16 protein-coding genes are annotated in these 13,353 nt (G+C 69.8%); 2 read left to right on the forward strand and 14 right to left on the reverse strand.

The window, feature by feature from the left end; genetic code table 11:
• Positions 1-34 precede the first annotated feature (34 nt).
• Positions 35-358 (forward strand): DUF3892 domain-containing protein, encoded by a 324-nt coding sequence (locus ASD38_RS13790; protein ID WP_056444442.1) that lies wholly within the window; start codon positions 35-37, stop codon positions 356-358.
• Positions 359-443: 85 nt separating this feature from the next.
• Here the strand turns inward: ASD38_RS13790 and ASD38_RS13795 are convergent, their stop codons facing one another.
• From ASD38_RS13795 to ASD38_RS23945, 8 genes are all read right to left on the reverse strand, one after another.
• The gene (locus ASD38_RS13795) at positions 444-1,205 is read right to left on the reverse strand and encodes an ABC transporter ATP-binding protein (protein WP_056460683.1); all 762 of its coding nucleotides are present in this window, start codon (positions 1,203-1,205) and stop codon (positions 444-446) included.
• The gene (locus ASD38_RS13800) at positions 1,205-2,023 is read right to left on the reverse strand and encodes an ABC transporter permease (RefSeq protein ID WP_056460686.1); all 819 of its coding nucleotides are present in this window, start codon (positions 2,021-2,023) and stop codon (positions 1,205-1,207) included. The genes ASD38_RS13795 and ASD38_RS13800 overlap by 1 nt, the downstream gene beginning before the upstream one ends.
• A gap of 176 nt (positions 2,024-2,199) precedes the next feature.
• The gene (locus tag ASD38_RS13805) at positions 2,200-3,309 is read right to left on the reverse strand and encodes a putative urea ABC transporter substrate-binding protein (protein WP_056460689.1); all 1,110 of its coding nucleotides are present in this window, start codon (positions 3,307-3,309) and stop codon (positions 2,200-2,202) included.
• Positions 3,310-3,684: 375 nt separating this feature from the next.
• Entirely contained in the window at positions 3,685-4,545 is an 861-nt protein-coding gene (locus ASD38_RS13810) for a bestrophin-like domain (protein WP_056460692.1), read from the reverse strand.
• 83 nt (positions 4,546-4,628) lie between these two features.
• On the reverse strand, positions 4,629-7,115 hold the full coding sequence (locus ASD38_RS13815) for a cation-translocating P-type ATPase (protein ID WP_056460696.1): 2,487 nt from the start codon (positions 7,113-7,115) through the stop codon (positions 4,629-4,631).
• Between the two features lie 39 nt (positions 7,116-7,154).
• Positions 7,155-7,481, reverse strand: coding sequence for a hypothetical protein (locus ASD38_RS13820; protein ID WP_056444461.1), 327 nt, complete (start codon positions 7,479-7,481; stop codon positions 7,155-7,157).
• A 148-nt stretch (positions 7,482-7,629) separates the two neighbouring features.
• Entirely contained in the window at positions 7,630-8,145 is a 516-nt protein-coding gene (locus ASD38_RS13825) for a hypothetical protein (RefSeq protein ID WP_056460699.1), read from the reverse strand.
• On the reverse strand, positions 8,142-8,279 hold the full coding sequence (locus ASD38_RS23945) for a hypothetical protein (protein WP_156390705.1): 138 nt from the start codon (positions 8,277-8,279) through the stop codon (positions 8,142-8,144). The genes ASD38_RS13825 and ASD38_RS23945 overlap by 4 nt, the downstream gene beginning before the upstream one ends.
• Positions 8,280-8,469: 190 nt before the next feature.
• Between ASD38_RS23945 and ASD38_RS13830 the strand changes: the two genes are divergently transcribed.
• On the forward strand, positions 8,470-8,994 hold the full coding sequence (locus ASD38_RS13830; RefSeq protein ID WP_056444467.1) for a pyridoxamine 5'-phosphate oxidase family protein: 525 nt from the start codon (positions 8,470-8,472) through the stop codon (positions 8,992-8,994).
• 6 nt (positions 8,995-9,000) lie between these two features.
• Here the strand turns inward: ASD38_RS13830 and ASD38_RS13835 are convergent, their stop codons facing one another.
• The 6 genes from ASD38_RS13835 to ASD38_RS13860 all read right to left on the reverse strand — a co-directional run bounded on the left by ASD38_RS13835 (position 9,001) and on the right by ASD38_RS13860 (position 13,341).
• Positions 9,001-9,378: a c-type cytochrome gene (locus tag ASD38_RS13835; protein ID WP_056460702.1), complete on the reverse strand. Its 378-nt coding sequence runs from the start codon at positions 9,376-9,378 to the stop codon at positions 9,001-9,003.
• Between the two features lie 153 nt (positions 9,379-9,531).
• The gene (locus tag ASD38_RS13840) at positions 9,532-9,912 is read right to left on the reverse strand and encodes a c-type cytochrome (RefSeq protein ID WP_056444473.1); all 381 of its coding nucleotides are present in this window, start codon (positions 9,910-9,912) and stop codon (positions 9,532-9,534) included.
• Positions 9,909-10,169, reverse strand: a complete 261-nt coding sequence (locus ASD38_RS13845) for a hypothetical protein (protein WP_056444476.1) — start codon at positions 10,167-10,169, stop codon at positions 9,909-9,911. The genes ASD38_RS13840 and ASD38_RS13845 overlap by 4 nt, the downstream gene beginning before the upstream one ends.
• A gap of 154 nt (positions 10,170-10,323) precedes the next feature.
• Positions 10,324-10,743 (reverse strand): response regulator, encoded by a 420-nt coding sequence (locus ASD38_RS13850; protein WP_056444479.1) that lies wholly within the window; start codon positions 10,741-10,743, stop codon positions 10,324-10,326.
• Between the two features lie 86 nt (positions 10,744-10,829).
• Positions 10,830-11,453 (reverse strand): response regulator transcription factor, encoded by a 624-nt coding sequence (locus ASD38_RS13855; protein ID WP_056444482.1) that lies wholly within the window; start codon positions 11,451-11,453, stop codon positions 10,830-10,832.
• A complete protein-coding gene (locus tag ASD38_RS13860; protein ID WP_056444485.1) occupies positions 11,446-13,341 on the reverse strand; it encodes a PAS domain S-box protein in 1,896 nt (631 codons plus the stop codon). Before ASD38_RS13860 ends, ASD38_RS13855 begins: the two co-directional genes overlap by 8 nt.
• Between the last annotated feature and the right edge of the window lie 12 nt (positions 13,342-13,353).

Here is a 13,353-nt window from a genome sequence, read left to right on the forward strand (position 1 = left end):
CTCGTCGCGCGCCCTGCCCGGACCCGGAAGCACGATGACCAAGCACGCCGAAATCACCTGGATCGCTCAGAACGGACGCCACACCACCTACGAGCGGATCACCCATGTCGGCGGCCCCTCGCCAGAGCCCTGGGCCCTGACGATCAGGCAGGCGGTCAAACTGGCCGACGCGGGCCAGCGGCGGTTCTTCGTGATGCGCGACGGCGTCGAGGTGAAGGTCGAGGCCCTGACCAGCCGCACGGGCGCCCGCTATCTGAAGACGGCCAACGACCGCAACGAACCCCATGAGCTGTTGAAGCTTCCGGCCAACCCGGAGTTCGAGGCCCAGATGGCCGCCGCCAGCGCGCAGGTGGCCTAGAGCTATCCCTCAGGGATATGCTCTCGTTCAAACATCTGGAGCGTGGCGGGCGCCGAAACCGGCATCCACTTTCGGCTGCCACGCTCTAGCCGCCCAGGCCCGCCAGCGCCTCGGGCCCCACCGCGCCCGGCTTGTCCAGCGGAAAGTCGTAGACCGCCGTCGAGCCGTAGCGGTGCGGGGCCTGCGGGTCGCGGCGGCGCTTGTCGAAGGCCAGGACGCGGGTCCCCAGCTTGAAGGCCTCCTTGATGTCGTGGGTGACCATCATGATGGTCAGGCCGTGCTCGCGCCAAAGGCCGGTGATCAGCGCGTGCATGTCGAGGCGCACGCCGGGGTCCAGGGCCCCGAACGGCTCGTCCAGGAGCAGGATGCGCGGTTTCTTGATCAGGGCCTGGGCGATGGCCAGGCGCTGCTGCATGCCGCCCGACAGCTGGGCCGGATAGACGTCGCCGCTGTCGCCCAGGCCGACGGCGGCCAGCATGGCGTCGGCCTGCTCCAGGGCCGCGCGACGCCTGGCGCCCGACAGCCGGCCGCGGAACATCGAACCCGCGCAGTCCAGGCCGAACACCACGTTGTCGCGGGCGCTGAGGTGCGGGAACACCGAATATTTCTGGAACACCACGCCCCGGTCGGGGCCCGGCTCGGCGCGCAGCTTGCGGCCGTCCAGGTCGATCGCGCCCTTGGTCGGGGCCTCCTGACCCAGGGCCAGGCGCAGGAAGGTGCTCTTGCCCGCCCCGGACGGTCCGACGATCGAGACGAAGCTGCCCTGCTTGATCGACAGATCGACATTTTCGAGCACGACCTTGTCGCCGTACTCGACCCAGACATTACGGAAGGTCAACAGGTCCATCAGCGCCCCCGCACCGGGTGAGCCCAAGGGTAGAAGCGGCGGCTGGCCAGCTTCAGCGCCACGTCCATGGCCACGGCCAGGATCGAGATCCAGACGACGTAGGGCAGGATGATGTCCATCGACAGATAGCGGCGGACCAGGAAGATCCGGTAGCCCAGGCCGACATCGGCGGCGATGGCCTCGGCCGAGATCAGATAGACCCAGGCGGGACACAGCGACAGCCGCAGGCTGTCGATCAGCCGCGGCATGGCCTGCGGCAGCGCCACGCGCAGGGCCAACTGCCAGGTGCTGGCGCCCAGGGTCTGGGCCTTGACCAGCTGCTCCTCGGGAATGGCGCCGACCTGGGCGGCCAGGTCGCGGACCATGACCGGGGTGATGCCGATGACGATCAGGGCGATCTTGGCCGTCTCGCCCAGGCCGAAGACGATGAACAGGATGGGCAACACCGCGATCGGCGGCACCACGGCGATCGCCGCCACCAGGGGTCCGAACTTGGCCCTCAGCAGGGGCAGCAGGCCCAGGCTCAGGCCCAACACCAGGGCGAGCGCGGTCGAGATCCCCAGAGCGGTCCCGATTCGCCTGAGGCTGGCCGCGGTGTCGACCACCAGCGGCGCGTCGCCGGTCAGCGGATCGACCCTGGACATCATTTGCACCGCCTCGACCATGGCGGTCGGGGTCGGCAGCAGCTTGTCGCGCGGGTTCTCGGCGTGGCGGGCCTGGGACGCCATCAGATAGACCAGCGCCGCCGCCAGCAGCGGCAGCAGGCCGAGCAGGACGCTTAGGCCGCCTCGGGGTCTGACGTTCAACAAGCGGCGCATGAAGCGGGTCTGGGTCCTTTGTCTACGAGGAAGCCGCCCTGCCCCGGCCACCGAAAACCTCGTCCTTCGACATGCTCAGGATGAGGTTTTCGACTGCCGCGGCCTTGGAAGCGGTCCTCATCCCGAGCTTGTCGAAGGACGAGGACCACGCACGGCTTTTTGGAAGTCGATACGCTCTACAGCTTGCCGTCCACCGCCTGCTGCACATAGGTCGGATCGAAGCGCAGCTTCACATTGGCCGGATCGCCCAGCGTCTTGCCATTGGGGAAGCTGATGCCGATGTCGTCCACCGACTTCGCGCCCTGGCCGAACAGCCCCATGCTGAAGCTGAACTTGCGGACGCGGTCGTTGGCGGTGACCAGGTCCGGGCTGACCGTCGCGGCCAGGGCGGCCTTGGGATCGGCATAGAGGTAGGTGGTCTTCAGCTGGCTCTCGAAGCCGGCCAGGTCCGAGCCCGACAGCTTGGCCATCGCCTCGCGGGCCGCCTTGCCTTCCGGGGTCTGGGCGACGGTCAGGGCCATGGTCTCGTACCAGATTCCGGTCAGGGCCTTGCCCAGATTGGGGTTGGCCTTCAGCGCGTCGGTGCTGACCATCAGACCGTCGAGGATCTCGCCGGGGATCTTGGAGCTGTCGAACACCTCGGTCGCGCCGGGCATCTTCTTCACTTCCGACAGCTGCGGGTTCCAGGTCACCAGGGCCTTGGTGTCGGCGGCGCTGTAGGCGGCGACGATGTCGGCGTCGGAGGTGTTGACCGTCTTGACGTCGGCCATCTTCAGCCCGGCCGTCTCGAGCGCGCGGGCCAGCAGGTAGTGCGAGACCGACAGCTCGACCAGATTGACCGGCCGGTCCTTGATCTGCGCCAGTGTCGCGCCGTTCTTCAGGATCACCCCGTCATTGCCGTTGGAATAGTCGCCGATCATCAGGACGGTCGTGTCCTTGCCGGCGGCGGCCGGGACGGTCAGGGCGTCCATGTTGGTGGCGGTCACGCCGTCCAGCTTGCCGGCCGAAAACTGGTTCAGCGACTCCACATAGTCGTTGATCTGCACCAGCTCGATCTCGACGCCGTACTTGTCGGCCCACTTCTTCACGATCCCGGACTGCTGGGCGTAGGCCCAGGGCATCCACCCGGCATAGATCGTCCAGCCGATCTTGTAGCTGGTCTTGGCGGGGGCCGCCGCCGGAGCGGTTTCCGTCTTCTCGGCGGGCTTGGGTCCGCACGAGGCCAGGGCCAGGCAAGTCGCGGCCATGGCCGCGATGAAACGCTTGCGGGTGAACAAGACAGTCATGAGCGGGCTCCCTCCAAATTCGCTGAAGGCAGCGTTCGACATATTACGAGTTGTCGCAATCGTAATACCGCCGACAGGCCGCTGGCGCGCTCGCCTCCACGCCGATCTGCCAAAAAAGCAGGCCCCTCGGCCCTCAGGCGCCGCATCCCGCGCCGTTCACGCCCGCCCTCACGCGCGCGCCAAGGCCAGGTTTGCCTCCGCCCCCTTCATCACCCAGCGTGAAGTCTTCGCAGGGAGGGTTGCGATCATGCTGTCCAAACTGGCGACCGGCCTGCTGCGCTTGATCCGCGACGGCTTCGCGGCGCGGGGCGGCCGATACTGGCTGACCTGAAACCGACGCCGGAGCAGGATCAACCCAGCAGCGGCTTGCCCCCTTCACCGCTGCCCGACGCCGGGCGAGTCCGGGGATCGCCACTTGTCGAAAACCGCTGGCGGCCGCGCGGCGAGCGCCGCGCGGAGGTCCTCCATGGGCCGCTGGCTCTCGGAAACGCCACCGAGCAACGGGCGATTGATATCGATGATCAGGATGAGCGAGAGCGTCAGGAGCGCCAGGAGCAGCCCGGCCTCGCGGCGGCTCTGCATGCCTCTCAGCACGTAGCCCAGCACCGCGGCCGTCGCCACGAGGAATATGATCAGGACACCGAACACCTCGGTCGGCACGCGCGTCACGCGCGCCATCTTGCGCGAGGCGTCGAGGTCGATGACGGTGTTGACCGAGCTGAGGAAGACGCTGGAGAAGTCCAAGGTCTTCACGCTGTCGAAGGCGGCGCTGGTCGCCGCCCAGAGGTCGGTGATCAGCGCGTCGTTGACCCGGAGGGAGGCCTGTTGCGCCGGGCTGCCGGACGCCGCCTTGGCCAGCACCAGACGGTTGTCCGTGTACTGAACCAGAATATGCGTGATGCGCGCCCGGTGCGGCTCGGGCAGCAACTGGGCGCGCAGGTAGGTGGTGCCGATGGCGTTGGCTTCCTCGAGCACCAGGAAACGCCTGGCGTCGAAGCGATCCACCGCCATGGAGAACGTAAAGCCCAACAGAAGCGCCAGCAGCCCGAGGACCGCCGAGACGATGTATCCCTCCTGCCCGCTCTCGGCGTCCGCGTCCGCGCCCCGCTTGCCACGTCGGTAGTCGTGAAGCATCGCTCCGGCGACCGCCGCTGCGCACAGCGCGGCGAAGAGGCAGACCGCGATAACAAACAGGTTCGCGCTGCTCAACCACGCTTCCAAGATTTGCCAGTCCATCGGCGGTCCCTTCTCTCGCGGCTCTCGCTAGATCCGCCGCGACGTCAGGGTGCGCGCGCCCTAGCTTCGCGCTTTGAGCGAGATCAAGCGTTCTCGCCGGCGCCGGGGGCGGACTCCCGTGGACCGGGCCGCCGCATCATCCTCGACAGCCAGGCCCAGCTGGCCGCCGAGACGCCCGTGGCGACGCAGAGCGCCGCAAACCCCGCCGGCGGCCTCGCCATGCGAAACAGGGCCGCCAGACCCGGCGCCAACAACACCAGCAGCAAGATGGCGCCCGCCGTCCCCGCGATGGTCCAGAAAACCCAGCGCCGCGCATCCAGCAGGCGTCCGTCACGCCCCGCGGCGTCGGTGACGGCCAGGGTCAGGTTGCCGATCACCAGCGCCACGAACGCTCCGGCCCGCGCCTGGGCAGCGGACATGAACGTCAGGCCCCAGAGGTAGAGCGCCAGCACGGCGGCCAGAATGGTCAGCCCCTGCAAGACGCCGAGCGCGATCTGCCGCGGCCCGAACAGGCTTGCCCGAGGCGAGCGCGGCGGCCGCCGCATGCTCTGGCGATCACTGGGCTCGCCTTCGAAGACCAGCGAGCAGACCGGGTCGATGATCAGTTCGAGAAACACCACCTGCACTGGAAACAGCATCGGCGGCGCGCCGAGCAGCACCGGCGCCAGGGCCAGGCCGGCGATCGGCACGTGGATGGCGGTGACATAGGTCAGGGCGCGCCGCAGATTGTCGTAGATCCGTCGGCCCAGCCGCACGCCGCCGACGATCGACGCCAGGCTGTCGTCCAGCAGGATGAGGTCGGCGGCTTCGCGGGCCACGTCCGTCCCGCGTCGCCCCATGGCGATGCCGATATGGGCCGCCTCCAAGGCCGGCGCGTCGTTGACCCCGTCGCCGGTCATGGCGACGATCTCGCCATTGGCCTTCAGGGCCTCCACCAGCGCCAGCTTCTGTTCGGGCCGTACGCGCGCGAAGACGCAGACGTCCGTCAGGCGCGCGCGCAGCGCCGCCTGATCGAGCCGAGCGATGTCATCCCCGGTCAGAACGCCCGCCCGCACGTCGAGGCCGGCCTGGCGCGCGATGTTCAGGGCCGTGGCCGGATAGTCGCCGGTGATCATCATCACCTTGACGCCGGCGGCCCGCGCCTCGCGCACGGCGGCGGCCGCGTCGGCGCGCAACGGATCGGCGAACCCGACGAGGCCGCGGAAGACGAACCTGACGACCTCGGGCTCGTCCGGCGCGGCGCCCTCCCCGACCGCCTCGGCGACGGCCAGCACGCGCAGGCCATCGATCGCCAGGACGTCGAGCGCCGCGCGGATGGACGCCGTCTCCTCGGCCGCGAGACGGCACAGGGCGAAGATCGCCTCCGGCGCCCCCTTTGCGGCCATCAGCAGACTCCGATCGCCCCGGCGCCAAGCCTGAACGACGGCCAGGCGTCCCGTTCGCAAAGGCCAGACCCGTTCGAGGCGCGCGTCGGCGGGCGGACAGGCCAAGGCGATGAGCGCCCGGTCCATCGGATCGATCGGGCGCGGAGCGCTGGCCAGGGCCGCGGTCGCCAGCAGAGGGTGCGGGCCGGAGGCGTCCGGCGGCGTGGGCGGGCCTTGCGCGCCCTCCGCCCAGAGCCTGGCGACCGTCATGCGGTTTTCGGTCAGGGTCCCGGTCTTGTCGACACACAGCACGGTGGCGCCGCCGAGGGTCTGGATCACCGCCCCGTGGCGAACCAGCACGTTGTGGCGGCCAAGCCGCCATGCGCCCAGGGCCAGGAAGATCGACAGCACCATCGGAAACTCTTCCGGGATCATCGCGATCGCGACCGTGATGCCCGCCAGGGCGGCCTCGAGCCAATCGCCCCGCATCAGCCCGTAGGTGACGACGACCAGCAGGCAGAACAGCCCGGCGGCCAGGCCGAGCCACCCGACGAGCCTCGCGATGCTTTTCTTGAGCGGGTCCTCGGGGGGGGCCAGCGTCGCCAGGGCCGCGCCGATCTTGCCGATGGCGGTTCGCGGTCCCGTCGCGGTCACCTCGGCCACCCCCTGGCCCGAGACGATCAGCGTGCCCCCGAAGATCGCGTCGGACAGGCCCGCCGATCCCGGCGCGCGCTGAACCGGGACCGACTCGCCCGTCAAGGCCGCTTCGTCGATGGTCAGCAGTTCGCCGTCGATCAACTGGCCGTCGGCGGGCACGCGCTGCCCCTCGCCTACCAGGACGATGTCGCCCGGAACGAGCGAACGCGACGGCGCCAGCCGCTCGACCCCGTCCCGCACCAGCCGCACCATGGGCTCGGCCAAGTCGCGCAGCGCCTTGAGCGCCCGTTCGCTGCGCGCTTCCTGGAACACGACCTGGACGATGGTGGCGACCGCCGCCAGGGTCAGCAGCAGGCCTTCGGCCAGATCGCCGACCGCCAGATAGAGGGCCGAGGCGGCCAACAGCAGTCCAAACATCGGCTCGCGGATCGTCGCCAGCACGATCTGCGCCACCGAGCGCGTACGCGGCGGATCGAGCTGATTGGGACCAACCAGCGCGAGACGACGCGCCGCCTCGCCCTCGTCCAGACCCTGGGTGCGTTCGGTCACCTGCGCCTCCGTCTCGCCAGACTGCACAAGGCGACTTGGCTAGGCGTCGCGAGGCCGCCGGGTCACGGCATAGGTGACGAGGCCGGCGGCGACGGCGATCAGGGCCACGCCGGCCGCGGAACCGGCCAGCGCCTGGCCGGGATGGCGCCGGATTTGTCGCTCCGCGGCCATCTCGAGACGATCGAGCTTGGCCTGGACGTCACCGACCAGTTCGATGGCCGCGTGGCCCAGGGCCACCGCGCTCACCGAGACCGCGTCGCTGGCGTCCTGGCCCAGGTGGTCGACCATAATCTTGAAGTGATCGGTGACGTTTTCGAAAGCGTCGCGGCCGTCGCGGGCGAGCGTCTTGATCTTGCGAGCTGACATTGTCCTGCCTTGGAGTTTGGGGGTGGGTGACGCCCCAGAACACGCCCTCTCGCGGCGACTTGGGTTGACCTGGGTCAAGTTCGGTCGGGCGTCTCGCCTTCAGACGGTCGAAGGCCCCCGGTGTCGGATCGGACACCGCCAGCCCGTTTCAAGGCGCGGCGCGGCGGCGTGCCATGAGCGCCAGCGGAAGCGCCGACAGATTGAGGCAGACGGCCAGGGCCGCGGCGAACGCGCCCCAGACCGGCGCGCCGTGCAAGGCCAAAAGCGCCAGAGCCAGGGGCCCGGCGAGGGACAGGAGGACCATGCCGCGCGCCTTCCAGCCCTCGATGGTGGCCGGCGCGCCGACGCCCAGGAGCGCGAGGCCTTGGCCGCTCGCCGCCACGAGCGCCAGCGCCGTCTGGCTGGGAAAGGCCGGAACCCGGGTCAGGATCAGCGTGGCGCCGAATCCGCCCGTGATCACGCACCAAGCGATGACGGACCAGACCGCGTGCGTGCGATGAGCGCTCCACAGCCCCAGGGCCGCGCCAAACACCAGGCATCCCAGCAGATAGCCGCCGGCCGCGTCGCCCATCACGGGCGCGGCCAGCGCCAAGGCCGGAAAGATCCAGCGCAGCCCCTCCCCGGCGTCGCTACGGGCGGTGGGACGGGGATTGGCGCGGATCATCGCCGCCGCCGGATGTATCGCATCGCCGGCCCCTCGCCGCAGATCGCCCGCAGCACCGCCAGAGTGGCCATGACCGCCAGCACGGCCACGCCCGTCAGGTTCAGGCCGTGAATAATCGATTGCAGAATGCTCATGCCGCGCCCCTTCCGAACCACCGCCCAGTCTGCCGCGTTCGCGACAGAAGGACTTGACCTGGCTCAACTGGAGGCCTTGCTTCGGACGTCAGACAATCCTTGAGCGTCACGGCGCGCGATTTGACGACGCTCAAGGCGGAATCCACGGGCAGGCGCAGCCTCGAAGCGGTTTCATCCAAGGGAGGAAACGATGTCCAGCCCCGACACGCCGGGACACGACCAGGACCCCGCCGAGCGGATAGCGGCGATCTTGGTCGACCACCACCTGATGAGTCTGGCCACGCTTCGGGCGGACGGCTGGCCGCAGGTCACCATCGTCAACTATCTGGCCGACGGGCTGGCGCTGTATTTCCTGGTGGCTCGCGACAGTCAGAAGCTCGCCAATATCGTGCGGGACCCGCGCGTCTCGATCGCCATCGGCGGAGAGGCCGACGGCGTGGCCCGCGGCCTGTCGATGGCCGCCGTCGTGGACGAGGTCCCGGCCGGAAAACACATCGAGGCCCTGAATCGGCGCATCCAGATGCACGCCAAGACCGAGCCGTTCACGCCTCACCCCGCCAGTGTCGACGTGGCCGTGCTGCGCGCCACGCCGCGCGTCATTTCGGTGATCGACTACCACGACACGTCGGCGCGCAGCCGCCTCTACACCGTCAGCCAGGAATGGCGGCTGAATCCCGCGGCCGCCGTCCCCCACGATCCGACGACCACGCGCTGATCGGCGTCAAACCGCGGGGCTTGCGTCGCCGCGCGGCGTCAGGCTGCGCACATAGGCGTCCAGGTCGCGCATTTCGGACGGGCTCAGAGCCTTGGCGGGCATGGCGTAGTGGCCGACCTGGGAAATGGCTTCCAGTTCCCAATCCAGCCTCTGGTCCGCGTAGCGGCGCGCCACCTGGGTGAACGGCGGCGCCTGCGGGTCGCGGCTCGGGCCTGGTCCGCTGATCGCATGGCAAGCCGCGCACCGGGCCTGGGCCAGCGTCCGCCCCCGGCCGACGTCCCCGAGCCGTTCCAGGGGCGAGACCTTGACGGGCGGGGCCAACAGGCCGCAGCCGGCCAGGGCGGCCGCGCCCAGGCCGATCAACAGGGCCCGGGCGGGCGTCATCGCGGCGCGGCCGCGGTCGAGAGGCTGGGAATCGCGCTCATGGGGATCTCCTGGGCCGAGGACGGCATGATCGCCCGAACCAGCCTGCGCGTCGTGTGCGGATCGGCGTTGAGCATGATCAAATCCGGCCTCCCGATCGCGCGCGCCTTCAGGTCAGCGCCGCGGATCCAGGCTGAGCAGATAGGCGCGAAGCGCCGCGACCTCGTCATCGCCGAGGTCGGCCATGGGCATGCGCGGGTGCGATCGCGGCGAACCTTCCTCGGGCGGGCGGCTCGGCCGCAGCATTCCTTCCTCCAGCACGAGGTCGAGACGGCCCTTCGGATAGCGCCGCCAGAGATCGCGAAACGGCGGCGCGTCGGCCAGCCGACTGGCGCCGTCGGCCACCGCGTGGCAGCCGCCGCAATTGCGCTGCGCGACGCCGCGTCCGCCGGTCATGTCCGGCGACGAGGTCGCGGCCAGGGAGGCCCCGGCGAACGCCAGCCCGCCGGCCGCCAAGACCCCCGCGAGGATGGGGCGACGACGCGCGCGGATCATCGGCTCGGCTCCGTCAACGGCTTGGCCAGACTGGGTTCGTGATGAGACGGCCCCAGCCAGCCCGGCGACTGGCAGGCGGCGACGCCGCCGACCACCAGCATCAGGAAAGTCAGAATCGCCCACAGCCAACGCCGCGCCAGGCCCCGCAGGCGCCGACCCATCCTGGGCCCGCGCCGGCGCCGCCTGGGCGACGCCGGCGCGTCGGCCGATCGGGTGGACGCCTGGGCGTCGTCGGCGGGGTTTTGATCATTGCCCATGGCGATTCCTCCAGAACTGAGCCGATCACGTGGAACGGAACCCGCGGGCCGGCCCGGCCCTGCAGGCCGGCGGCGACGCGCACTTGGGATCGAGCGGGCCGTAGACAGCCCTGCTGACGGGGATAGCGTCGCCCGCCGCCGGCCGCAGTTGGGATTAATACGTAGTCGGCGTCCGCGCGGCGGCGGCGATCATGCGCTCCACCGCCTCGCCCAGGGTTTGCTCGACCAGCGGCTTTTCGATCACCAGGGCGTAGCCCGCCGCCCGCGCGCGCGCCTCGACCTCACGGCTGGGGAAGCCGGTGATCAACAGGGCCGGTCCGTTCCAGCCGGCGGCGCGCAACGCCGTCAGCAGCGCCACGCCGTCGATCTGCGGCATCTTGAAATCGGCGACCAGGGCGACCGCGTCCATCTGCGCCTGCAGATCGGCGATCAAGGCGGCGCCGACGGCGTAGGCGCGAACGTCGAAGCCTCGGCCCCGCAGCAGCAGTTGCAGGGCGCGGCGCACGCCGGGGTCGTCCTCCACCAGGAGCAGGCGGGGACGCGCGGGCGTGTCGGGAGATGCGGCCAAGATCATGTCAGCACGGGGGACCATCGCTCGGGAAAGGCGGCCAAGCCTCTCCCATGACATCGGACCCGCAATGGCGTCGCTACGTAAATTCCCTAGGTCGGCCCTTCGGCCAGACCCGCCGAAAACGCGATCCGCAGGGCTTCGGACAGACTGCGCACCTTCAGCTTGCTCATCAGGTTGGCGCGATGAACCTCGACGGTCCGGGGCGAGATGCCCAGGTCGTAGGCGATGGTCTTGTTTGGCAGTCCCTGGGCCAGGCCCTTGAGCACATCCTGCTCGCGGCCGGTCAGGGCCGCCACGGCCACGGCCGCGTCCGCCGCCCGAGCCGCGCGGCCCTCGGCGTCGTCCAGGCGTTCGAACGCCGCCTCGATGGCCGCGAGCAGGACGGCCTTCTCGAAGGGCTTTTCGATGAAGTCCACGGCGCCGGCCTTCATCGCCCGCACCGCCAAGGTCACGTCGCCATGGCCGGTCAGCACGACGACCGGCATGGCCACGCCGCGTTCGACCATGGCCGCCTGGACTTCCAGGCCGTCCATCTCCGGCATGCGGACGTCCATCAGCACGCAACCCGGGTCCAGGTGGCGAACCTCGCGCAGGAAGGCCACGCCCGAGACGTGGGTGGTGACCGTAAAGCCGGACGTCTTGAGCATGAAGCCGGCAGAGCGGCGGATGGCTTCCTCGTCGTCCACGATATGGATAACGCGTTTTTCAGACATCGACCGCCTCCGGTTCGGCGCGCACCAGGGTGAAATGAAATTGCGAACCGCCGTCCTGGCCCGGTTCGAACCAGATTCGCCCGCCGTTGGCCTCGACGATCGTGCGGCAGATCGACAGCCCCAGGCCCATGCCGTCGGCCTTGGTGGTGACGAAGGCGGTGAACAGCTGCTCGGCGACCTTTGGCGAGACCCCCGTACCGCTGTCGGACACGGTCACCCGGATCAGGCCGCCCGGCTCGGCCCGGCTATGGAACGCCACCTGCCGCCGCGGGCAATCGACCGTCGCCTCCACGGCGTTGCGGGCCAGATTGATCAGCACCTGCTGGATCTGGACCTTGTCGACCAGCACCAGGCGGGCGTGCGGATCCAGGTCGAAGCTGGCCTTCACGCCGTCCTCGCGCGCGCCCATCAGACCCAGGGCGACGGCCTCGTCGACCAGGGCGGGTAAGTCCTCGACGGTCTTTTCCACCTCGCCGCGGGCGACGAAGTCACGCAGCCGCCGCACGATATGGCCCGCGCGCATGGCCTGGCCGGCCGCGTCGTCGAGCGCCTCGCGGATCATCGGCAGGTCGTCGGGCGAGGGTTGGGCCAACAGGTCGCGAACGGCCTCGACATAGTTGGCGACCGCGGTGATCGGCTGGTTGAGCTCGTGCGCCAGGGTCGAGGCCATGGTGCCCATGGCGCTGACCCGCGCCACGTGGATCAGCTCCGACTGCAGCTCTTCAAGCTGGGTCTCGGTGCGGTGGCGCTCGGTCAGGTCGCGGATGAAGCCGGTGAACACCCTCTGCCCCTCGCCGTGCCCCTCCCCCTTCGCCTCGCCGACCGACAGCTCCATCGGGAAGGTCGTGCCGTCGCGCCTGAGTCCCACGACCACGCGGCCGATGCCGATGATCCGTCGCTCTCCGGTGGTCAGATAGCGCCGCAGATAGGCGTCGTGTTGGGATTGGTCCGGCTCGGGCATCAGCCGGCTGACGTTCGCGCCGACGATCTCGGCTTCGGCGTAGCCGAACAGCCGTTCCGCCGCGGCGCTGAACGAGAGGATGGCTCCGCGCTCGTCGATGACGATCATGGCGTCGGGCACGGTCGACAGGATGGACGCCAGGTGGCTGGTGCTGGCGCGCAACGCCCGTTCGCTGGCCCTCTGGTCGGTGACGTCGCGGACCACCTTGCCAAAGCCCTGAAGCGCGCCGGCCTCGTCATACAGCGGCGTGATCGAGACGTGGGCCAGAAACTCCGAACCATCCTTGCGCAGGCGCCAATCCTCCTCCTCGAGCTTGCCCTGGGCCTGGGCCCGCTCCAGGTCGTCATCGGGCTTGCCGGCGGCTCGCGCGTCCGCGGGATAGAAGACGGCCGTGTGCTGGCCCAGGATCTCGGATTCGCTCCAGCCCTTGAGGCGCTCGGCCCCGGCGTTCCAGATCAGCACGTGGCCCCGCGGGTCCAGCATGTAGATGGCGTATTCGGCCGCCCCGTGGATCAGCAGGTTCAGTTCGCGCGCGATCCGGCCCGCGGCCGCGGCCCGCTCTTCGGCCTGCCGCTCGCTGGCGACGAATCGGCGTCGCAGTCGCTCCATCTCGCCGCCGACCAGGATCAGGGCGATCGAGACCAGGATGAACACCAGGGGCTCGGTCGAGTCGACCCCGCCGTGTCCGCTGAACCACAGGCCGGCGGCCAGGCCCAGGCTGGCGGCGACCAGGGCCGGACCCAGACCGCCGAATGCGGCGGCCGTCACCACCGGCGCGGTGAACAGCAGATAGGGCGAGCGATGCTCCAGCCAGGGCCCCAGGGCGAGGCGCGCCATGGCCGCCACCGCCACGGCGGCGACCGCCCCGCCGTAGCGCATCGCCATGTTGAAGGCTCGCGCGTCTTCCGGTCGATCGCGCACCATCATCAGAGTCTCTCG

Source organism: Caulobacter sp. Root487D2Y, assembly GCF_001427165.1.
Classification (GTDB): domain Bacteria; phylum Pseudomonadota; class Alphaproteobacteria; order Caulobacterales; family Caulobacteraceae; genus Caulobacter.